Source organism: Lysinibacillus sp. BS3, assembly GCF_039614735.1.
GTDB classification, from domain to species: domain Bacteria; phylum Bacillota; class Bacilli; order Bacillales_A; family Planococcaceae; genus Lysinibacillus; species Lysinibacillus capsici.
In genome coordinates, this window is record NZ_CP154860.1 from 918,621 (window position 1) to 940,151 (window position 21,531).

Genomic DNA, 21,531 nt, shown 5'->3' on the forward strand with positions numbered 1-21,531 from the left:
TAGTATTGCGTTCCTATAAATGAAATAAACAAAAAAAGATACGGCACAAACCCGCTGTGCCGTATCATCTTTGCTTTATTTAGTTTCTTGTGCTCTTAGCTTCTTCTTTGTTTGCCAACCTAAAAGGATAAATTCAATTACTACCACAGCGATTAATGACGCACCAAATAGCGGCATCATAATCCCTAATATGACAAGGAAAATAATGAATGGCATGGATATTTTATGAGAAATTTGCGGTGGTGCAGACAGCTCCCCTTTTTTTCTACGTAAAATCCAAGTGCGAATGCCCCACACGATTACGGCTAAGAAGGCTAGACAAACCACTAAGTTTAAAAGCTTATTCGGCCAGCCGAATAAATGCCCCTCATGTAATGGTATTCCCCATGTAAAGAATTTAGCTAATGGGCCATAATCGTCATAATTCACTTGATCGATAAACTTGCCACTATACTGATCAAAATACATTGTGGCTTCGGCTGTAGGTTTTACATCTAGCCCTGTTACACCAGAATTACTAGCCTTCGCCACTGTATAGACGCCCTCACCGTTTGACGGATAAATTATAGAGTAAGGCTTAGCAATGTTCATCGAATTGATTTCTTTTTCAAGCTGAGCAATCGTCATTTGGCTATCGTTCGTATAACGGACAGCTCCACCGCCATGATGTTGGGCATGTTCTCCTTCTGATGTCGGTGCCTCTAATTGACGAGTCGCCCAAGGTATTTCAGAGTCATCAGATGTTGGTGGCTTTTGTTGGAGTAATGGATACCCAAAAGTAGGATTTTCTGACGCTATATCTGCAAGCATGGAACCTTGAAAAGCAGACCATAATAGCCCAGTCGAAATGAACATCACCATTGGAATGGTAATAATTGTCCCAACAAGTGCATGCAATCTCTTACTTTTTTGCCTCTTATTCTCCGACTTGCCCTTCTTTAGGAGATTTCCTTTGAATGTCATATAAAGACCTGACAGTAATAAAAAGATCGTCCAACAAGCTGCTAGCTCTACTAAATAGTTTACAAAGGTACCACCAATAAAGAGGGAGCTATGCGTATTTCTCATAATATTTGAAAATGTATAATCGGCGTCCTGACTACCAACCATTTGATTGTGATCATCTAAAAATACGTACTTTTGTTTAGTGCCATTTGATAAAGTTAAACGCGTATTATATGGCTCCTCCAACATAATCACTTTCGTAGTAGAGTATCCTGCAAATGCCGACTCCGCTTTTTCCACGGCATCATCAATTGTTAAGACCTCTTCCTTATGGCTCTCACCAAAGAAATAATCGTCATATAATCGATTTTCTACATCTGTAAAAAACAAATAACCAATCCCACTTAATGTGAGAGACAGCAATAAAGGCGTAATAAAAAGTGCTGCGAAAAAATGAAGTCGCCAAAACCTAGAATAAAGCAAATTTTTCATATTTAATCTCCAATCTCTCTATTTATAGCAGATTAATTATATAAGTAAAAAGTGAAATATGAATGAAGTCCTAAAGGCAGTTTTATGACAAACAAATGTATTCCAATTGGTATTATGTTATTAAGGTGGCCCAAAAAATCATAGCCAAACCTCAAGTTCGGCTATGATTTCAGACAATTACATGCTCATATTCACAAGAATTTTACATTGGCTACGATCCTTTGTTAAAGCTTCAAAGCCTTTTTCTACGATATCCTCTATTGCAATCTGGCTTGTGATAACAGCTTGTCCATCAATTACACCACGAGCAAGTAATCGAATCACTTCAGGGAAAATATTCACATAGGCAAACGAGCCACTGATTTTTACCTCTGGAGAAACCACCGCATTAGGGTTAAATTCTACAGGTCTTTCCCAAACGCTGACGATTTTAAATTCGCCACCTGGATGAACAGCACTAACACCGCTTGTAAATGTTGCTTGCACACCTGCTGCATCATACGCAACATCTACCCCACCAGTTGTTTTTTCACGTACAAACGCTACTGCATCCGTATCAATTGGATTAATGACATACGTTGCGCCTAATTCAAGTGCTTTTTGGCGTCGTTCATCGGATACCTCTACGACAAAAATTTCACTTGCTCCCGCAGCCTTCACAGCCTGCAAGACCAATAAACCAATAGGACCCGCACCAAAAATAGCAGCTGTATCGCCAAGCTTTAATTGACTTTGACGAACTGCGTGAACCGCGACTGCTGTAGGTTCAACAAGTGCGCCTAGCTCTAGGCTCATATTGTCAGGAAGAAGGTGAATATTTTCTTCTTGTACAACTGCATATTCTGCAAATCCGCCAGAAATTGTATAGCCATAAGATTGACCACGTTTACATAAGTTGGAATAGCCACGTCGACAATTATCACATTTACCACATGGAATTGGTGGCTCCACTGCCACACGATCTCCTACTTTTGTCTGTGTAACGCCTTTTGCAACCTCTACAACGACACCTGCAAATTCATGCCCTAATACGGGTTGTGTACGGAATGCATAAGCCCCACCAGCATATTCATGTAAATCACTACCACAAATTCCTGCAAAGGCAACTTTTACTTTCACCATGCCTGGCTCTAGTGCTGGCAGTTGTGCCTCCTCTACTCGAATATCTTTTACACCGTAAAATTTTGCTGCTTTCATTCTATTACCTTCTTTTTATAAGTTTGTTTGAAGACCATGTAACACGAAGTTCACTGCAAGCTCCGCAATCTGATCGGGTGTTGCTTGTAATGAAGAACGGTTTAAAAAGGGATTGTTCAACGAATACATTAACGTTCCCATAATAAAGTTCAGTGCAACATCAAGTGACTCGAAGTAAATGGTCTGCTGCTCCTGACAAGCCAATAAAATTGTCCGAAGTTGCTCCCAGGAAGGTAAAAACACATCCTTTAGCATCTCAAGCCTAGGACTATTCATGACTATTTCTTGCTGTAATATATCAATTAACTCATGCTCCTGGATTCGGTAAAGAACAAAGTTACGACAAAAGCTACGAAGCGCACCGATTGAATCTTGAACGTCATAATGAGCATTCATAAAGGTGTGGCGTAGCGGTTCAAATAATGCATTAAAGACATTTTCCTTGCCACCAAAATGATAGGAAACAAGTGCAAGTGACACATCTGCTTCTTCACAAATTTGTCTCACCGTGGTGCCATCAAAGCCCCTTGATGAAAACAAGGTTTTTGCCGCTTGTAAAATTTGATCCTTTACCTCTTTATTTTTTTCTTTTTGATCGATAGTTCTCACCTCTTTTTTTGAACAAACGTTCAAAACAGTTGTTCAACGAAATTGTACGCCTACTATTATTAATTGTCAAAGCATGCGCTTATTAAAAAATGGCTACTTCGTTTTTCGAAGTAGCCAAATATCTATCCTCTTAATTCTTTCAAAACATTTGCGTATGCTGCTAAAATAGATTGCTCATGTGAAGCATCATGCCCAACATATTGTTCGACAAGCTCCTTTAAGGGTTTAGGCTCTTGCATAATTTCAAATTTGAATAAGCTTTCATAGTACTCAACAACTTGTGGATTCATGTGGACCGCTCCTTTAATTTTTTCCATAAAAAAACATCTTTCCCTCATCAGAAAGATGTCTACTATGACAAATACACGACATAATACGGTGATTGCCAGATGGAAAGAAGCTTTCTATTAAACATAGAAGCACCCTTTTTAGCAATCATCGTACTATGAGCATGCAGGAGAAATTCTCTAGTCACACTCAACACCCCCTATCCGCGTAGGTTTTTTGGCTGTACTAGATAAAGGCAGGTCTCCTGGCTTATGTTCATCACACCTTTCACCTTCCCATTACGACTCGTAACAGTGGCCTTTTGAAATGTGCTCCCATTTACAGTTGCGGGACAGCGTCGGATTCACACCGATCTTCCCTTTTAAACAAATTAAAAAATCTAATTTGTACCTCTATCCTATTATTCCGTTTTTATTATTATACCATAGTATTAAATCTTAACAGAATAGAAATGTTGGGCTTTTGAAGTTCTAAAGATTAGATTTAGAGCTCTATCCCTCTCTTTTGAGGTTTTATCCACTTGATTCGAAGCGTTATCCTCCACTTTTAAAGTTCTATCCACCAGTTTAAACTCTATCCTTCCATTTGATGATTCTATCCGCCAGTTTTTGAATTCTATCCTCTACTTTTGAAATTCTATCCGCTAGTTTAAACTCTATCCTTCCATTTGATGATTCAATCCACCAGTTTTTGAATTCTATCCTCCACTTTTGAAGTTCTATCCGCTAGTTTAAACTCTATCCTTCCATTTGATGATTCTATCCGCCAGTTTTTGAATTCATTCCTCCACTTTTGAAGTTCTATCCACCAGTTCAAATTCTATCCTCCCATCCATTTCAAATATTTAGAAATTACTCTATAATTAAGAAAAAAAGGGGGCGGTCTGAGATGATAATGGGTTTACATCATGTTCAAATTACAATTCCGAAAGGTTGTGAGGAGCAAGGGAAGGATTTTTATTGTCATGTCTTAGGACTTCAAGAATTAGAGAAGCCTGATTCTCTTAAAGGACGTGGGGGATTTTGGTTACAGCTTGGTCAACAGGAGGTCCATGTAGGGACAGAGGATGGCTTCGATCGTTTGACCACAAAGGCGCATATTGCGTATCAAGTAGCGGATATTCAGTATTGGCGGAAGAAACTCGCAGCTCATCAAATCAAGATACTCGATTCTGTGCCTATTCCTCATTACGAGCGTTTTGAATTCCGTGATCCCTTTGGTAATCGTGTAGAAATGATACAGAAAATCGTGTAGGCTGCCTCGTTTTGGGGCAGCTTTTTTCATGGAATTGTTCCATATTACATCTTACTGAAACATTTGTAATAAAACTGTAAATTCCCTTGATAAAGCCTTTTATAGCAAGTGTTGAAGCCCTCCCTTCAGTTACCCTGGTAACATTTACCGCCCAGAAGCCCTACTTTTTCATGCTACGATTATTTCCATGGCAAAGGTATACAGGAGAAATCCTACTAGATGCTTTAGGAGGTTACAAAACATGAATAAACGATTTTTATCTACAACACTTGCATTAACAATTGGATTTAGTTCATTTGGAATGGTGCAAACAGCGATCCAGCCAATACAAGTAGAGGCTGCGACAACAAATGCTCAGAACAACGCACAGGCGGTAGCTGCAAAAGCAGACCAATTAATTCAGACTGGTAAAAGCTTAATGGGGCAAGCAACATACAGCAATTCGGTTTACAAGCCTACATACCCATACAAATTTTCTTGTGCTTCATTTTTAATGTACATCTTCGAGAAAAACGGGGTAGACCTTGGTACGTATAATGAAAATTATATGATTCAGCAAGGGACTTATGTAGCGAGAAACCAATTACAAAAAGGCGATTTAGTGTTCTTTAAAAGTAAAAAAACAGGAACTGATCCCGACCATGTCGGCATGTATATTGGCGACAATAAAATCATCCATATGGCTGATACCAAACAAAATATAGTTATCTCTGATTTAAATAGTAAGCCGTATTATAAAGAAAACTATGTATCGGCACGTAGAGTATTACCTACTCTGCTATCTGCCAACCCTGCTACAAAAGGCGATAAAATTGTTGAGAATGCGCTGACTTATAAAAATAAAGTATCGATTAGCTCGACAACAAATGAGTCAAGTCTACGCTTTACCGCTCCAGCATTTGTCGATTTCATCTATCGTAAAAGTGGCGTTAAACTCGGATCAACTTCTTTAAGCGGTTTAATGAGCAAAGGATCAACTGTAGCGCGTGCTAATTTGAAAAAGGGTGATTTAGTCTTCTTTAATAGTGTGAAAGGTTCAAAAAAACCTTCTCTTGTAGGGATTTATGCAGGCGATCACCGTATCATCATCCCTAATTCCGATGGTGTCATGACAAGAGTATTATTTGTTGATTATTATGCTCAACACTATATTACTGCGAAGCGCGTTATCTCTACTAAATAACTCTACGCCCTGTTAAGTGCACTGACTTTTACAAGTACAGGTTTTACTTACTATGTCTTTAAGAAACATGGTATTGAGTTGAAGAATAAATTAGCAAACACAAGTTTTAGTTGGTAAATGTATTCAAAAATCTCAGTTTCAAAAAGTAGATTTATTATTCATCTCTACCAATAGAAATCACACAAACGAGGATCTATTATAGGGAGTAATCAATATATTAATATATTAATATGACAACGAACTGTTGTGAAACAAAGTTTAAGCATAACATGGGTAACAGCTCGGCGTGTTTTAAAATAAGTAAGAATTGGGTGTCTCATTCATTTTGAGACACCCTTTTTCTATGCGTTTTTTAGTTTATTGGCAAATTCGATCATGGATCTACTAGACATCGGTCCCTTAATTAAAACTATCGTGTCCGCATCTAGCTTTGGTGTCAATAATTCTAAAACGCCTGCTACCTCTTTAAACGTATGAACCTCTGCGCTGGTTCCATCCTTTTGCGCTTGATCGGCAATCTTCTCTGCCCTTTTGCCGATGGTAATCAATGTATCGATCTTTCTTAGTGCTACCATGGAGCCGATTTCGCGATGATATTTTTCTTCAAAATTGCCTAATCGCTTTATATCCCCTAAAACAAGAATGACCTTTTTGTCTTTTCCCACCGTATCTAGCACTTTTAAGGCTGCCTCTACAGATGTTGGGTTATTTGTCCATGTATCATCAATAATTGTACTGTCACCAAGTCCTGTCGTAAATTCTAAATGTCTTGCCATCTGTTTAAATGTTCTTAGTCCTGCGATTGCCTGACGAATGGTCAGCCCCATTTCATGGCTAGCTGCAATCGCGGCTAAGGCATTATAGACCTGATGCTCTCCATAGCCTGGGACAAACACATTGTATGTTTCATCCGCTACCTCTAAAACAAACTTCATGCCCGTATTGGCAAACTCCACTTTCGAAGCCTTGTAATCTGCCGTATCCTGTAAGCCAAACTTGATAATCTTCCCTTTAAATCTTTTCAATGAGATTTTTTTAGTATTGGCATCATCAGCATTGATGATTAACGTGCCATCTTCTTTAATGCCTTCCACAATTTCTGCCTTAGCCTTAATATAGCCCTCCAAATTGAGACAGCCATCTAGATGATGCACACCAATGTTTGTAATGATCCCAATAGTTGGCTGATAGATCATACATTGATGTTTAATATTCCCCGTATTCCCTAAGCCTAATTCAAAGATAGCGGCTTGTGTTTTATCGTCAATGCCCGTTAAATAAGGTAATGATTGCCTTGGCTCGTTTTTACTACTGATGGATGCTTGCACTTGCCAATGCTTACTAGCAATATGTTTTAACATCTCTTTTGTCGTTGTTTTCCCACAAGTTCCTGTTAAAGCCACAACGGGAATTTCAAAGAGCCCACGATAATACTCGATAAATGTCCAATATGCCTGTGCAACACTTTTCACTTGTAAAACGGTTGTATTCTCCAGTGCATTTTTTAACTCTGTAGACGGTTTATCGGATATGATAAGAGACGGACCTTTCCGATCAATCTCTTGCCAGTTGATTTGATCGTTTCGACTAACAAACAGGAGCGAATGGCTCTTTGTTAAATCATGCCGATTATAGTAGATCGCCTGCTTAACAGACCATTGTTCAGATCCGTGAATGAGCTTTCCCTGTAGGACATTCCTAAGTTTCTGCACACTAATGGATTGCAAGTGTACTACGCCTCCTCTCTTTATCAATCTTGTAGATGACTTATTTCTTCTCTTGATCTAGCGTGCTGCTTTTTGATCAATTACTATACCTTATTAGAAAGCTCTTCTATGTGGCACAGTCAATATCCTATATTAAAAAAGCTAATCAGCAGGTGGTGGAGGCTTTAGCTTTAGCTCCGTTGCTAGTTTAGAGACCTGTTTGCTATACATATCTCCCTTTATGAGAATGATGGTATTTTCATCCACAATCTTCTGCAATAACGGATAGACTAGCGTACTATTTTTAAATGTATAAACAGGCGCGCTAAATCCTAGCTTTACTGCATGATCAGCCATAATCCTTGCGTGTTCTCCAATGGTAATCAGGACATCCACGCCAATACGTTGAATTAATTCACCCGCCTGTTCGTGAATAATGTAGCCCCATGAACCTAAATCGGTAATCGTACCAATAACTGCAATCTTTTTCTTTCCGTCACCTAATTCATTCAACACTTTTAAGGCAGCCTCTAAGGAAGTGGTTGTAATACTCCATGTATCATCCAATAACATGGAATGATTAATGCCCTCAAAGAGTTGCAGTTGTTTTTTTAATTGACGGAATGATTGAAGCTGTTGTGCTGCGACTGGAATAGGGATCCCCATATCATGGACCGCGGCAATGGCAGCAAGAGCATTATAAACCTGATGCTCTCCAAACCCTGGTACAAGTATGTCATAGCTTTTTCTATCATGATGCAGAATAAATTTCATCCCTTTTTGATAGTAGTGGATATGGCTTGCGCGAAAATCACAGGAGTCATGCTTTCCTACCCTAATCAAACGCCCACGAAATCTCGAAACATCTATTTTTTTCGTATTCATATCTTCAGCATTGATAATTAATGTACCTTTTGGATGAATGATATCTAGCATTTCTCCCTTTGCTTGAATATAGCCTTCTAATGTTTTGCAATAATTTAAATGATGGGCTCCGATATTCGTAATAATACCGATTGTCGGTTTGAAATATCTCCCTGCATTCGTAACGTCTCCAGGTGAGCCCACTGCTGTTTCAAAAACGGCAGCCTCGGTTTCATCCTCAATGCCCAGTAAATATTGCAAAGAAGCCGTTCTAGAATTGCTGCTCAATGTCGTCGCAGTCACTTTCCGATCAGCCGAAAGAATATGTTTAATCATCTCTTTTGTCGTTGTTTTGCCTGATGTACCTGTGATCGCGACAATCGGAATATGAAACTGGCTGCGATAAAAATGGACAAATTTCCAATAGGCCTCTTCTGCATTCGCTACCTGTATCATAATGACATGATTGGGAATGTCAGTTGGCCGATAAGCTCTATCGGTCACTAGCACTAGAGGAGAAAGTGGCTCAAGATTTTTCCAATTAACAATACGTTTACTTGTAAAAAGGGCCGTATTGGACTTTTTCACTTGCTTTAATCGATAAGCCCCATGCTGAATCAGTGTATCCTCTGACCCGTGCACTAGATAGCCTGCCGTAATCATTGCTAAATTTTTCACCGAAAGAGGCTTCATATCTTTTCTCCCTCCTTTCTTTTCTAGTATATGTAACCTTTTAAAAGTTGCTTGGATGTAGACAAGATACATAACTAGAGGAAATCTATTTCATTGCATATATATAAAGGTGATTAAGTATCTAAGTACCAATAGAAGGAGTGATATACCTGAAAGCCATTGTATTTATCGGTACAAACAAATCTGGGTCTAGTCGTGAAGCAACAAGGGCAGCAGAAAAATTAGGCTACTTCACAGTACTTTTCACAAATAATGAAAAACAACTTCAGCAGCGCAGAGCCTACCCCGACATCCATAAAATGATACTCATTGATACTTTTGATATCGAGAGCATGAAAGATGAAATTGAGAAACTAGGAAAAGCTGGATTAAATATTAAAAGTATCGTTAGTTTTGTTGATCCATTTGTCCATATTGCTTCAATACTATGTGATGAATTTTGTCAGAACTATACATCCTCCAGTGCCATTGAAACTATGGAGGATAAAGAAAAAACAAGAAAGTTTTTACAAGACCAACCATACTCACCAAAATTTTCGCTCATGAAACCGAACGAACCTATAGCTAAAAATTTAACCTTTCCATTAATCGTAAAATCTCCTAAATCAACTGGCTCAAAAGATGTCTTACTAGCAACGGATGCCGACCAGCTCAATAACCACCTCAAAGCACTACGCAGTAAAAATCCCTATGAAACCATCATGATTGAAGAATATCTAGATGGCCCTCAATATTTAGTAGAGGCGGTTGTTTATCAACGACAACCACATGTCATTGGTATAATTGAGCAAGAAATTACCCAAGGAAAACGATTTATCATTACTGGCTATGGTGTTCTAGTGAAAGCCCCTAAAGACATCCAATCAGGCATCGAGGAGGTACTCCATTCCATCGTGAAAGCCTTTGGTATTGAGAATGGGGCTCTTCACTTAGAGCTTCGATTAACCCAAAATGGTTGGAAACTTATCGAGATCAATCCTCGAATTTCAGGTGGCGCTATGAATAATATGCTACAAGCAGCTCTAGGTTTTAGTTTAGTAGAAGAAACACTGAAGATTTTGCTAGGAGAACAGCCTAATCTGCAACCAAGACATAAAAAATTTGTGTATACAAAATATGTCATTGTGGAAAGTAGAGGAATTTTAGAAAAGGTTATTGGCAAGGCAAGAGCGACAAGATCAACTGGCGTCGTTGAAGTATATGTCAAACCGAGAAGAGGCACCCTCCTTACCCCACCTTTATCAATGGGTCACCGTTACGCCTATGTCATTGCAGAGGGAGCAACCTTGAAGGAAGCAAGAAATCACGCAATCACTGCAGCGAAGGAAATAAAATTCATTTTGAGAGTTTGAAAAAAATAACCCGAATAATTGCCGCTTGCCAGTGGACAGTTACTCGGGCTTTTTTATCTTCATAAGTCGTAAACGATTATTCTTCTTTAAACGTTTGATCTAAAAACTTCACGGTTTCAAACATATTGGTTTTACTTGCACCCTTCACAAGAATGGTATCATGAGGCTTAATGAGCTTTTCAAGGAGGGCATGCAATTGATCTTTATTAATAAAATGATGTACTCTGGATGGGTCCATGCCCTTCGATATGGCAGCATTACTCATTTCATCTGTCCTAAAGCCATAGGTAATAAATTCATCGATGCCTATCTCATACACGTACTCTCCAACCTTACGATATTCCTCTTCTCTCAAGATACCAAGTTCTCGCATTTGTCCAATAATGGCTACCTTGCGATTTGTCGCGATATTCTTTAGTACATCGAGCGCAGCACGAACCCCCTGCGGATGAGAGTGTACTGTATCATCAATAACCGTTATATCATCACGGCAATTATAAATCGTTAAACGTCTTGGTGGTTTTTTAAAGTTGAGCCCTGCCTGAATATCAAGTGGACTAAATCCTAAAAGATCAGCCACTGCCACTGCATTCAATGCGTTGTATACATGATGTTCTCCTAAAATAGGAATATATAATTCTATTTCTTGCCCATGCAGCTTCATTTTAAAGGACATGCCGACATCTTTATATTGCAAATCATATGCACGGTAATCCGCTTCTTTTTTAATGCCTACCGTGATGATTTTCCCTTTAAATTGCTGTGTCTCTAAGTATCTTGAATTGTCATCATCTTGATTGACAATGAGTAATCCCTGTTGATCCATACCATGAATCAATTCCGATTTTGCCTTGGCAACACCTCTTACATCTCCATCAAAGTTCCCAACATGGGCTAAGCCTATATTCGTTACAATACTAATATTCGGCTGGATGATGCTACAGTGATTGGTAATAATGCCTGGGTAAGCCATACCATACTCTAATACAACGGCCTGATGTGTATCATTGATTTCTTCCTTATGCTTTTTCGTATGCTCCGTCGTATTCCAATAATCCTTTGATTCAAATACATTCCACTTTTTCGATAAGATCGAACCCACAAATGCCTTTGTTGTGGTTTTCCCTGCACTTCCTGTAATCGCAATAATAGGTAGGGTTTTCTTTGCCTCCACCTGCTTCGTTTTTTGTTGGACAATTTTCTTTTTCAGCGGTTTTTGATTTTTGGCAAGATACATCGCATAACGGATGGAATGGATGACCACATCTAATTCCAAGTAAAAGGCAGGAGGACAGCCTGGGCGCCAATTGACCTCATACATCCAAATTTTTTGATTTTGATCTAACCCTACATCAATGCCAATTTCATCAATAACTTCCCCAAATTTCGCCATTTGAATTTCATCCAGATGATGTGCCAGCGCCAGTGAAAAATGCTCAAGCATTCGCCGAATATTATAGGCCTCATCCTTAAACTCCTGCTCCAAAAAAGGATCTAAATAATTGGTATAGCCACCGTTATTAATATTCGGTATGATGGAGCCATTCGGTGCAATGCGTGGATACACCGTAGTCACTACCCATTTACCTTCTCCATTTTTTTGAACATGCAGGCGGAAATCATAGACCTGACCAGATTTTGTAACAGATTGAATATACGGCTGCATAATAAAGGTGCCAGACGCAAGTTGCTCCTTTATCAATGCATCCAATTGTGGCTTTGTATAGGTTGTCGTGGTGCTATCCTTTCGCACCTCAAAATATTTGGCTCCCGCCTTCGTTATAAAATAAATACCCTTCCCTTTTCGTCCATCAATTGGCTTAAACACCACTCGTTTATAATAATTAACGAACTTATGAAATAAATCGGCATCCTTTACAATTTCAGAGGGAATCAAATACTGTTCAAATTCCTTCGCTTCCTTTAATCGTTTCATCACATTCCATTTGTTCCCGATTGAATGGGTTGTGAATGGAATCTCCTCTTTTAAAAGGTCAATAATCTCCTTCGAGACAGATAATTTCTCAGGGCTTCCTGCATTATAGATAACATCAGGAAAGGGCATTGTTTTCTCTTGCCATTGTCCATTCTCATAGACCTTTGCTCGAATAGAACGTTTGGCAAAGTCCACACTTTTAGGTGTGAAGTAAAAAAATGTTGCGCCTTCAGCTTTCGCAACTGCTGCAAAGGCATAGGACTTGAGCACTGTTGTTGGATCAAGTCGATGATGCAGCATACCAATAATCGTCATAGCTAAACTTCCTTTCATTAGATTCTCTCTCTATTACATTCACTTTGTATCCCTTGCATATAGACAGATGCTCTAGCTTTAGTAGTTTAATATGGTACTACCATTTCGGCTCTATGATAAATTTCCCCTTCAACATGTCTGGCTTTAAGAGCTGAATGGCCGATATACCACTGAGTTCAATAGATTTCTTTGTACTTGTTTTTTCTAACCTCACCACATCTGCAATCGAATTTGTATCGTTTCCTTCATAATCAAAAGCACGCAACAATGATACTGTGCCACGGCAACGCTCTCTATCAACATCCTCAATGCGGAAAAACTCTGTCTCAAACTGTTTCACTGTATCCAATAAGCTTAAATGAGCACCACTATGTGTAATTAAAAAAAATGGAATCGTATCACTCCCGACAATTTTAATAAGTAGCTGACCAAAATATTTAGAATGAAAATTCATCATAATATCCTGAAGATCCTTTAAATCACTTAAAGCTTCACATAAAAAGTGATTTCTTTTCTTATCACTATTCAATTCGTAGCCCCCTCTCTTAGTTTGACTATACGATTTGATCCGTGTAAGTTGCCCTCTCGTTATCATATGTTGCGACAAAAAATATGGCGACTTCTTCCTAAAGAAACTAAAAAAACCTCCACCAATGAGGGGGAGGCTTTTGCAAAAGCTTATGTTGCGAGGAGATCATGTATTGTGTATTGTTCTAATGCAGTAACGGTATGGTGTTTTGTATTGAATGGTAATTGCTTGGTAATCTCGTTCGGAATGACCACTGTATAAAGTCCCGCTGCTACAGCGGCTTGTGCGCCATTCGGTGAATCCTCAATTGCCATGGCCTCAACAGCCTCTACTCCTAATTGTTCAAGCGCCTGCAAGTAAAGCTCTGGATCAGGCTTAACATTTGTCACCGTGTCAGCGCTACAAAAGCAATCAAAGTAATGTCGGATACCCAGCCGATCCATATACACATCAATCCATTGACGACTGGAGCTACTAGCAAGTCCAATCTTCAAACCCGCTTCCTTTGCCTGCTGTAGCAATGTTAAAATACCAGGTCTTAGCGTTTCCGTTTCCATCCATTGTGCATGGCGTTGCTGAATGGATGTTTGAAAAGCCTCCACATCCAGTTGTATGTGATGATGTGTAACAAGATATGTATAGGGATTAAAGGTTTGAAGATTGGTCCCAAGGCACTTAGCATAGGTTGCTAACGATAATTCAACACCATATTGTGCATAGGCATCCTTAAAAACGTTATACCATGCTGTTTCCGTATCAATGATTGTACCGTCAAAATCAAAAATTAGAGCTTTTATCATCAAATTCCCCCATTCTATTGGTTTGCGCTGAACTAAGCCTAGGTTTTGGCAGACCTCTCCATCGATTTTCTAATCCTATCCATCACTTTGCTAATCCTATCCATCAATTTAGACCCGCTATCCGCTACTTTCGCATCTCTATCCGCCTATCTCCTCAAGCATCCAACTCTTTTGCTAGGCTATCCACCACTTCTTCACCTTTATCCCCCTGATTCAACAAGATAACGCCTCCTATAATGAGGACAATACCGATCGCAGAATAAACAGTAAAAATATCGTGCCAAATGACAATGCCTACCAGAACGGTTAAAGCTGTGCCGACACCTGACCAGATAGCGTAGGCCAAGCTTAATGGCATGGTTTTTAAGCAGAGGGATAGGCTATAAAACGAAATACCATAGCCAATTGTTACCGCCAAGGATGGAACGAGGACAGTAAAGCCGTCTGAGAACTTCAGCATGGTTGTTGCAAAGACCTCGCTTATAATCGATAGTGTTAAAAATAAATAGCCTTTCATCCTGTTCAGCCTCCTAATGACCACCAGCAAGATTGAGTACCACAACACCCAAGATAATGCATAGAATCCCTAATACCTTCTTGCGATTAAATCGTTCCTTATAGAGGACAACTCCCACAATAGCGGTTAACGCTGTCCCTAAACCTGCCCAAATTGCATAGGCTGTGCCAATAGGAATCACTTTTAATGTTAAGGCTAAACAATAAAATGCCGTTCCATAGCCTACTACTACGCCAATTGATGGCCCAATTCGTGTGAAGCCCTCCGTACGCTTGAGCAAGGAACTGGCAAAAACCTCTGCTATGATAGCTAGCATTAAAAAACTAAAAGCCGTCATTCAAAAAATCCTTTCTGCTTTGCTTCTAGATGTCATCTTCTTCCTCTACATACTCCAATATATCTCCTGGCTGGCAGCCCAAAGCTTTACAAATGGCATTTAATGTAGAAAAACGTACGGCTCTTACTTTGCCTGTTTTTAAATTAGAGAGATTGACAATCGAAACATCTACCCTCTCTGCAAGTTCACTCAGCTGCATTTTACGATCCGCTAGCATACGATCTAATCGAATAATTATGGTCATGTTTTCACTTCCTAAGCTGTTGCATCATATTCATCCTGAAGGAATGCACCGTATCGGAAAATACGTGCAAAGGTCCAAATCACCACACCACATAGTAAAAGAGTCCAGTGAATGCCTGTAAAATGATAGCTAATCCCCTTGATCAAACCCGTCTCTACAAATCGGGACTCCAATTGGAATTGTTGCATAATCAGATAGACGGTATATGTACGAAATGCATTTACTGTCAAGCTCAATACAATCACACAGTAGGCAATTCTCTCCATTTTTTTACTATTAGCGAGTGAAAATACAATACCTTTTGATAAGTTACTTAATATATTCCTCACTTGTACAATAATCATTAATAAAATAGCTATGTATATTGTAGCAGTAAATAGAAAGGTCATGACATCTTTTTTTGAATAGTGAATGTCCCTTGTCACATTTTCTGCCAGCTTCATTTCCAATCCTTCTAACTGAACGGCAGCGGTCACACTGCCCTTTGCTAATAAATGATTCACTTGTTGCTCTGATACCACCATTGCTCCCACCATAAAAATCGCGAGCATCGTCAAGACAAAAATCATCATCACCATGATGATGGTAAAAGCGGTACGAAGCCCCTTTGTCATCCATCGAAATTCTTTACTTTGAATTGTTTGCCCCATTATCAACCTCTCCCTCCTTTCTCTCTATTATACATCCCCCTTTATCTCTATCAATAACTTTTTAATGTTTATCATTAATAAATTATTGATAAAAATAAACCCTCTAAAGGTAGAGGGTTTATTTTAATAATCCTATCTTTACTAAATATTCTTTTGCTACTTCTGCTGCAAGCTTTCCTTCTACATTCACCTGATAATTCATTTCTCGCATTTCATCATCTGTAATGTGATCAGCTAGTTGATTTAACGCTTCTCCAATCTCTGGATAGACAATCAGCGTTTCTTTCCTTAGTAAAGGCGCTCCCTGGTATGGTGGGAATAATGCTTGATCGTCCTCCAATACACGTAGCTTGTATTGACGAATTTCACTATCCGTTGAATAAGCATCTAGCAAATTAATATCACCTGATTGTATTGCCTGATAGCGAAGCTTTGGCTCCATCGTTGCAAGTGTCGTAAAGGCTATCCCATACCGTTTTTGTATGCCAACATAGCCATCCTCACGGTCATTAAATTCTAATGTAAAGCCTGCTTTCACCTTCTGCTCTATCGGTTTAAGATCAGAGATTTTTTGCAGTTGATAGCTCTCAGCCAGCTCCTCTGATACAGCGAGTGCATACGTATTGTTATAGTTCATGGGGCTTAGCATGACCATATCGAATTGCTCTTGCATCCCCTCTTTTGCCTGAAGATAGACGTCCTCTTGGTTATTATTAATGGCTTCTTCCTTTAAAAACTCCGAAATAGCGGTGCCTGTAAATTCAGGGTAAATATCAATGCTGCCCGATTTCAATGCATTAAATACAAATGAAGTTTTACCAAGCCCTGGCTTTAATGTCACCGTTAAATCGGTCTCCTGCTCAATTAATAATTTATACATATTGATGAGAATCTCAGGCTCCGCACCAAGCTTTCCTGCAATGACTATTTCATCTTGCTGTTTACTGCTTAGGAGCGGGAAGAAAATCATTACCAGTGCCGCTAAACTAATGAGACTCAACGTCGTTATGGTTTTTTTAAAGGACAGAGATTCTAACTTTTTAAGCGCCACATCAAAAATCAGGGCTAAAATAGCAGCGGGAATGGCTCCTATAAGAATGAGTGCCGTGTTATTTCGGTCAATCCCAAGTAATATAATATCTCCTAAGCCTCCTGCACCAATTAAAGCGGCTAATGTTGCTGTTCCCACAATCAGCACCATCGCTGTCCGAATACCAGCCATCATAACAGGCATAGCAAGTGGTAGCTCAACCTTTACTAAACGCTTTGATCGATTCATTCCCATAGCTAATGCCGCTTCTTTCAGTGATGGGTCAACCTCATTGATGCCCGTGTAGGTGTTTCGTAGAATAGGCAACAGCGCATAGACGACTAACGCAATAATTGCGGGAACTTTCCCAATACCGAATAAAGGGATTAATAAGCCGAGCAACGCTAAGGAAGGAATCGTTTGCAGCACAGCACTGATTCCAATAATACTCTCGGCTATTTTCTTTTTATTGGTTAAATAGATACCTAGGGGAATAGCGATGAGGACAGCAAAAAATAGCGCAATAAAAGAGATTTGGATATGCTCTAGTAATGCAGCCAGCAGCTGTGCCTTCCGTTCCTGAAATACATCTACCACATTAGCCACCATGCACATGCCCTCTTTTCTTAGAATCCGCTGCTAAATAACGAAGCGTGGAAGCTCTTGTCACCATGCCAATGAGCTTGCCATTCTCTTCGACACCTAACAAGTCATGCTCGGCTAATTTTTCAAGAATCGTCGGAAATGGGGCATCAATAGGAATGGTATGCCCAAAGTCGTTTGTCACTGTGATTGGCTGTAACACATCATGGATCGTAAACAATTGATCCGACTGCTTACCTCCAATAAACTGTTGGACAAAATCATTTACAGGATTTTGTAGTAATTGCTGTGGAGTGCCTATCTGAACAATTTCGCCATCTTTCATAATACAGAGACGATCTCCTAATTTCAGTGCTTCCTGCATATCATGTGATACAAATACAATGGTTTTCTGGATGGTACGCTGCATCTCTAGTAGATCATCCTGTAGTTTGGTGCGACTAATAGGGTCTAGCGCACTAAAGGGTTCATCCATTAAAATAATTTCTGGGTCAGCTGCCAAGGCACGAACAACGCCAACCCTTTGCTGTTCGCCTCCTGACAGCTCCTTTGGCTTACGCTGACGATATTTCGCTGGCTCCAGACCCACCAACGCTAATAGTTCGTCTACACGCTGATGGATTTTCGTTTTACTCCATTTCTTCAGTTCTGGTACAACCGCAATATTTTCCTCTATTGTCATATGCGGAAATAGGGCGATTTGCTGTAGTACATAGCCAATACTCCAACGCAGCTCATGGATATTATAATCGCTAATTCTTTTATCATTGATCCAGATGGTGCCTGCTGTTAAGGGTATTAATCGATTAATCATCTTCAACAAAGTAGTTTTGCCGCATCCACTAGGGCCAATAATAACAAAGAATTCACCCTTTTTAATTTCTACATTTAGCGCTTTGACAGCTATTTGGTTGTTATCATATTGTTTTGAGACATTGTCAAATGTAATCATCTGTCATCTCCTTTAAAAATGTGCTCATGAAATGCGTTCACTTTTTATATTTCACCAACAAAAATCATTTCAAACATTTGTAGATAGATGCAACTATTTCATTCTAAATACCTCGCCTTTGGGCACAAACGGTAGCTTGGCCCCCTGTGGTAGTACGAAGGCATGCTGTCTTTTAATGGCTAAACGATCACATTGTCCATCTGTAATAATCAGGATAGGACCATCCTTTGGAAAATCCTGTGCGGCTTCAAGTAGCTGTATACCAGGCTGTAATACTGTGCCTCCTCTACCTCTTACCTTCACTTTCATTAATAGTTCTTCAGGGGCTAGATAGCCAGCGTCATAGGCAACAGCATCACAAAATATAACGCGAACAAAGGGGACATCTCTAGCGATGCTATAGCTCGCTATTGTACCGAGTGCTTTTCCTAGTAAGAGACGGTCCATGGAGCCTGATGTATCAATAAGGACTGCGAAAGTACGTCCATCTTCCTCACCGCTTTGATGAATCCATCTTGGTCTAGCTATATCAGGTGTCGATGCTTGCCTTCTACTGGGGCGGGTATACGTTCTAACTTTCTCTATCGGTTGAAACATCCGATCAAACCATTTGGCTAATGCCACATCCCAGGCAATAGGAGGCTGTGCTAGGCTACGAATTTCCTCAATGAGCCCTTGTGGCAAATATCCTCTCTCTTGGGTCATATGATAGCTTAACCCTTGACTCAATGCCCTTCTATAAAAAGCATCTAAATCCACGCCAACCTTGCCTTCCCAAAAATCTGGTGGATTCGTTTCGATCATATCTCCGATGCCCTGCCCTCGAAAGGTTCTTAATTTGCGATACATCCTAATATCTGTAACTATACGATCATAAATAGATTCGGCTGAAAGTCCTTTTAATGCTGGATCATATAGCCCGCCAAATGCTGGCATCTCGCCGATTTGCATATCGATGAGCCAGCCATTGATAACATAATCACAAGCAACATTCCATAAGTAAGGATCACGTCCTTGTCTGCGGGTCGCATGGCTTAAACCTGCATGAAGCAATTCGTGTGCCATGAGAAACCGCATTTCCTCATCGGTCATTCCCACCGCCGTATTCAAATAAATTTCCTTTGTTTCGACTGCAATGGCTGCGACCGAAATATCCATTCTTGTGCAAATAAGTGGGTCTTCAATGATCGTAAAATCTGCTGCCAAAGCACCAAATAAGGGATAGGAGCTCATAAACCAAGCCTTTGCGCGTTGTGCTTGTGTTACCCTCGTTGTGCCTCCCAATGTGTTTTCTACCCCACCCGCTACTCGAATGGCACTTTGCACGGCTTTCGATAAACCTTCTGCAAATAATGCAGCGAAATCACTATTCCCTCTATAAAGATAGCCTGTTTGATTTTGTGAAATCACAAAGTCCACTTGGCCTGGCATTGTACTATAGCCTTTCAAATCATCTGGCACACCTTCGCGTAAAAATCTTTCATATAACTTTTCCTCAGAGCTAATGGCCTCAAAAAGAGGATTACTCATTTCCTTTGGTGCTTGACCAAATTTTAGCTCTGCTAAAAATTTTGTTATATAGCAGTCACAGGCAATATTCCACAGCTCCTGCTGCTCTTTTGATTGATGATGATGTAAGCCAAGGTGTAGCAAGCAATGCGCTATCACATAAGCCCATTCATTTGGCTGACCTTTTTTATCCTGATTCACATAAATAACACCTGCGCTTGTAACGTAAGCCCAATCCTTTTGAGGCATACTTTCGTATTGCATGTAAACAGCATGACATAACGCCTCGAACAGGGGATGTGTAGAGACGATGTCATGCCCAAGTGCGATGGCTTTCTCATTTTTATGCTCCTGCTGTGATGCTTTCTTCTTTTTGGCCATAAGCTACCCTTCCTTTTTGGCTACTAAACGAGGTAAATCTCGGATAACCTCCAGCATAAACCAGGCAGGCAATGCTTCACCCTTTTGCTCTGATACAACCATCTGTGCAATTTCTAAGCTGATGGATGATAAGTCCTTGATCAAGTCTTTGGCTCGAAAGGCTAATTGCCGTTGATTGCCCTTCAATGTCGTATGCTCGTTCGGAAGCTCCTTCAGTAACTGAGCACGGAAGGATTGTGCCATGAAATAAAGCAAATCTCTTTCATCAGGTTGATCGGGCCAACGTAATTCTCCTTGAATAATTTTAGCAAGATCATATTTACTCTGCACTTGCTTGATAAAGGCTTTAAATTGACTGGCAGTATGCGCGGACAGGCAGCTACTTGCTAATAGATCAATTGTTTGTTCTTGTAAGCTATTGCCATATGCATACAAACAATCACTTAACATATGCCATGAACGAGGCGTGGAGAAGGGTTCTTCTGTTTTCGGAGGTTCGCTCCATAAATGATCGGGACGCATTTGAATATACTCAATCACATATGGATGTATTTCATGTGTATAGGCCCATTCAAGCCAATCTTTATGCGATGCCCTAAGCTGAACATGGACCATCCGATTGATTAATGCGGAGGACATCGGCTTAACAATCGCGTTATCCTGAGCCCGATTGCCTGCACCAATAACAATCGTACCCTCTGGCAATGTAAACTCTCCAATCCTGCGTTCATGAATAAGACTATAAAACGCTTTTTGTACTTCCTGTGAGCAAGCATTTAATTCATCTAAAAAAAGGCAATAAGGTTCATCGCGTGCAATCATTTTGGGTGGACAAAAAACACTGTAGCCATCCTTAATCTGCGGAACACCAATAATATCCTCAGGTGCTAGCTGACTGCCCAATAACGATACACAATGTAGCCCTAATTCACTAGCAAAGTTTTCAACAATCGCTGATTTCCCAATGCCAGGTGCTCCCCAAATAAAAACTGGTCTTATTGTCGCTACATTCAGCAGAAAATCATATAGCTGTTTTTGTGTCACATTAAAAATCGTATTCAATCAAAACGCCCTTTCAACTCATTGTTTTAAAGGTTAATAATACCATTTTCTATGAAATTAATCTTGTCTCTACCATTCTATGA

Annotated in this window: 21 protein-coding genes and 1 riboswitch; of the genes, 3 read left to right on the top strand and 18 right to left on the bottom strand. The window is 39.8% G+C overall.

What is annotated here, in order from left to right; translation table 11 throughout:
* Window positions 1-75: 75 nt before the first annotated feature.
* The 5 genes from AAJG31_RS04925 to AAJG31_RS04945 form a co-directional block, all read right to left on the bottom strand.
* Window positions 76-1,437, bottom strand: a complete 1,362-nt coding sequence (locus AAJG31_RS04925; protein WP_279494621.1) for a PepSY domain-containing protein — start codon at window positions 1,435-1,437, stop codon at window positions 76-78.
* Window positions 1,438-1,614: 177 nt separating this feature from the next.
* Window positions 1,615-2,634 (bottom strand): 2,3-butanediol dehydrogenase, encoded by a 1,020-nt coding sequence (locus tag AAJG31_RS04930; protein WP_279494620.1) that lies wholly within the window; start codon window positions 2,632-2,634, stop codon window positions 1,615-1,617.
* Window positions 2,635-2,649: 15 nt separating this feature from the next.
* Window positions 2,650-3,267 carry a TetR/AcrR family transcriptional regulator gene (locus AAJG31_RS04935; protein ID WP_259948774.1) on the bottom strand — a complete coding sequence of 206 codons (618 nt, stop codon included), beginning with the start codon at window positions 3,265-3,267 and terminating at the stop codon, window positions 2,650-2,652.
* 98 nt (window positions 3,268-3,365) lie between these two features.
* Window positions 3,366-3,533 carry a hypothetical protein gene (locus tag AAJG31_RS04940; RefSeq protein ID WP_167444835.1) on the bottom strand — a complete coding sequence of 56 codons (168 nt, stop codon included), beginning with the start codon at window positions 3,531-3,533 and terminating at the stop codon, window positions 3,366-3,368.
* A gap of 62 nt (window positions 3,534-3,595) precedes the next feature.
* Window positions 3,596-3,718 (bottom strand): hypothetical protein, encoded by a 123-nt coding sequence (locus AAJG31_RS04945; protein WP_004229388.1) that lies wholly within the window; start codon window positions 3,716-3,718, stop codon window positions 3,596-3,598.
* 29 nt (window positions 3,719-3,747) lie between these two features.
* Window positions 3,748-3,940, bottom strand: a riboswitch (cobalamin riboswitch).
* Between the two features lie 479 nt (window positions 3,941-4,419).
* On the opposite strand from AAJG31_RS04945, the gene AAJG31_RS04950 reads away from it, so the two are divergent.
* Both AAJG31_RS04950 and AAJG31_RS04955 read left to right on the top strand, forming a co-directional pair.
* The gene (locus AAJG31_RS04950) at window positions 4,420-4,785 is read left to right on the top strand and encodes a VOC family protein (protein WP_048390278.1); all 366 of its coding nucleotides are present in this window, start codon (window positions 4,420-4,422) and stop codon (window positions 4,783-4,785) included.
* A gap of 241 nt (window positions 4,786-5,026) precedes the next feature.
* Window positions 5,027-5,968 (top strand): NlpC/P60 family protein, encoded by a 942-nt coding sequence (locus AAJG31_RS04955; RefSeq protein WP_231595546.1) that lies wholly within the window; start codon window positions 5,027-5,029, stop codon window positions 5,966-5,968.
* Window positions 5,969-6,309: 341 nt separating this feature from the next.
* Here AAJG31_RS04955 and murF (AAJG31_RS04960) read toward each other — a convergent pair whose 3' ends face one another.
* Both murF (AAJG31_RS04960) and murF (AAJG31_RS04965) read right to left on the bottom strand, forming a co-directional pair.
* A complete protein-coding gene (gene murF / locus AAJG31_RS04960; protein ID WP_305210592.1) occupies window positions 6,310-7,695 on the bottom strand; it encodes a UDP-N-acetylmuramoyl-tripeptide--D-alanyl-D-alanine ligase in 1,386 nt (461 codons plus the stop codon).
* A gap of 141 nt (window positions 7,696-7,836) precedes the next feature.
* Window positions 7,837-9,231, bottom strand: a complete 1,395-nt coding sequence (gene murF / locus AAJG31_RS04965; protein WP_054550872.1) for a UDP-N-acetylmuramoyl-tripeptide--D-alanyl-D-alanine ligase — start codon at window positions 9,229-9,231, stop codon at window positions 7,837-7,839.
* 140 nt (window positions 9,232-9,371) lie between these two features.
* On the opposite strand from murF (AAJG31_RS04965), the gene AAJG31_RS04970 reads away from it, so the two are divergent.
* Complete coding sequence (locus AAJG31_RS04970) at window positions 9,372-10,583, top strand: ATP-grasp domain-containing protein (protein ID WP_048390271.1); 1,212 nt, start codon at window positions 9,372-9,374, stop codon at window positions 10,581-10,583.
* A 76-nt stretch (window positions 10,584-10,659) separates the two neighbouring features.
* Here the strand turns inward: AAJG31_RS04970 and AAJG31_RS04975 are convergent, their stop codons facing one another.
* The 11 genes from AAJG31_RS04975 to AAJG31_RS05025 form a co-directional block, all read right to left on the bottom strand.
* A complete protein-coding gene (locus tag AAJG31_RS04975) occupies window positions 10,660-12,852 on the bottom strand; it encodes a YheC/YheD family protein (protein ID WP_279494618.1) in 2,193 nt (730 codons plus the stop codon).
* Window positions 12,853-12,931: 79 nt separating this feature from the next.
* Window positions 12,932-13,363, bottom strand: a complete 432-nt coding sequence (locus AAJG31_RS04980) for a hypothetical protein (RefSeq protein WP_066037421.1) — start codon at window positions 13,361-13,363, stop codon at window positions 12,932-12,934.
* Between the two features lie 149 nt (window positions 13,364-13,512).
* A complete protein-coding gene (locus tag AAJG31_RS04985; RefSeq protein ID WP_066037420.1) occupies window positions 13,513-14,163 on the bottom strand; it encodes an HAD family hydrolase in 651 nt (216 codons plus the stop codon).
* A 154-nt stretch (window positions 14,164-14,317) separates the two neighbouring features.
* Window positions 14,318-14,680, bottom strand: coding sequence for a multidrug efflux SMR transporter (locus AAJG31_RS04990; protein ID WP_279494617.1), 363 nt, complete (start codon window positions 14,678-14,680; stop codon window positions 14,318-14,320).
* Window positions 14,681-14,693: 13 nt separating this feature from the next.
* Window positions 14,694-15,017 carry a multidrug efflux SMR transporter gene (locus tag AAJG31_RS04995; protein ID WP_048390263.1) on the bottom strand — a complete coding sequence of 108 codons (324 nt, stop codon included), beginning with the start codon at window positions 15,015-15,017 and terminating at the stop codon, window positions 14,694-14,696.
* Between the two features lie 25 nt (window positions 15,018-15,042).
* The gene (locus AAJG31_RS05000) at window positions 15,043-15,261 is read right to left on the bottom strand and encodes a helix-turn-helix transcriptional regulator (RefSeq protein ID WP_004229412.1); all 219 of its coding nucleotides are present in this window, start codon (window positions 15,259-15,261) and stop codon (window positions 15,043-15,045) included.
* A gap of 11 nt (window positions 15,262-15,272) precedes the next feature.
* A complete protein-coding gene (locus AAJG31_RS05005) occupies window positions 15,273-15,911 on the bottom strand; it encodes a DUF2975 domain-containing protein (RefSeq protein ID WP_279494615.1) in 639 nt (212 codons plus the stop codon).
* 118 nt (window positions 15,912-16,029) lie between these two features.
* Window positions 16,030-17,550, bottom strand: coding sequence for an osmoprotectant update ABC transporter permease/substrate-binding subunit OpuFB (gene opuFB, locus AAJG31_RS05010; protein ID WP_279494613.1), 1,521 nt, complete (start codon window positions 17,548-17,550; stop codon window positions 16,030-16,032).
* On the bottom strand, window positions 17,540-18,496 hold the full coding sequence (locus AAJG31_RS05015) for an ABC transporter ATP-binding protein (protein ID WP_279494612.1): 957 nt from the start codon (window positions 18,494-18,496) through the stop codon (window positions 17,540-17,542). Before AAJG31_RS05015 ends, opuFB begins: the two co-directional genes overlap by 11 nt.
* Window positions 18,497-18,589: 93 nt before the next feature.
* A complete protein-coding gene (locus AAJG31_RS05020; protein WP_279494610.1) occupies window positions 18,590-20,386 on the bottom strand; it encodes a VWA-like domain-containing protein in 1,797 nt (598 codons plus the stop codon).
* A 3-nt stretch (window positions 20,387-20,389) separates the two neighbouring features.
* Complete coding sequence (locus tag AAJG31_RS05025; protein WP_004229422.1) at window positions 20,390-21,448, bottom strand: MoxR family ATPase; 1,059 nt, start codon at window positions 21,446-21,448, stop codon at window positions 20,390-20,392.
* Window positions 21,449-21,531 lie beyond the last annotated feature (83 nt).

Excerpts from the sequence above, each read along its gene's own strand:
- AAJG31_RS04925 (WP_279494621.1), bottom strand. The coding sequence starts at position 1,437 with ATGAAAAATTTGCTTTATTCTAGGTTTTGGCGACTTCATTTTTTCGCA.
- AAJG31_RS04930 (WP_279494620.1), bottom strand. The coding sequence starts at position 2,634 with ATGAAAGCAGCAAAATTTTACGGTGTAAAAGATATTCGAGTAGAGGAG.
- AAJG31_RS04940 (WP_167444835.1), bottom strand. The coding sequence starts at position 3,533 with ATGAATCCACAAGTTGTTGAGTACTATGAAAGCTTATTCAAATTTGAA.
- AAJG31_RS04950 (WP_048390278.1), top strand. The coding sequence starts at position 4,420 with ATGATAATGGGTTTACATCATGTTCAAATTACAATTCCGAAAGGTTGT.
- AAJG31_RS04955 (WP_231595546.1), top strand. The coding sequence starts at position 5,027 with ATGAATAAACGATTTTTATCTACAACACTTGCATTAACAATTGGATTT.
- murF (WP_054550872.1), bottom strand. The coding sequence starts at position 9,231 with ATGAAGCCTCTTTCGGTGAAAAATTTAGCAATGATTACGGCAGGCTAT.
- AAJG31_RS04975 (WP_279494618.1), bottom strand. The coding sequence starts at position 12,852 with ATGAAAGGAAGTTTAGCTATGACGATTATTGGTATGCTGCATCATCGA.
- AAJG31_RS04985 (WP_066037420.1), bottom strand. The coding sequence starts at position 14,163 with ATGATAAAAGCTCTAATTTTTGATTTTGACGGTACAATCATTGATACG.
- AAJG31_RS04990 (WP_279494617.1), bottom strand. The coding sequence starts at position 14,680 with ATGAAAGGCTATTTATTTTTAACACTATCGATTATAAGCGAGGTCTTT.
- AAJG31_RS04995 (WP_048390263.1), bottom strand. The coding sequence starts at position 15,017 with ATGACGGCTTTTAGTTTTTTAATGCTAGCTATCATAGCAGAGGTTTTT.
- AAJG31_RS05000 (WP_004229412.1), bottom strand. The coding sequence starts at position 15,261 with ATGACCATAATTATTCGATTAGATCGTATGCTAGCGGATCGTAAAATG.
- AAJG31_RS05005 (WP_279494615.1), bottom strand. The coding sequence starts at position 15,911 with ATGGGGCAAACAATTCAAAGTAAAGAATTTCGATGGATGACAAAGGGG.
- opuFB (WP_279494613.1), bottom strand. The coding sequence starts at position 17,550 with ATGGTGGCTAATGTGGTAGATGTATTTCAGGAACGGAAGGCACAGCTG.
- AAJG31_RS05015 (WP_279494612.1), bottom strand. The coding sequence starts at position 18,496 with ATGATTACATTTGACAATGTCTCAAAACAATATGATAACAACCAAATA.
- AAJG31_RS05020 (WP_279494610.1), bottom strand. The coding sequence starts at position 20,386 with ATGGCCAAAAAGAAGAAAGCATCACAGCAGGAGCATAAAAATGAGAAA.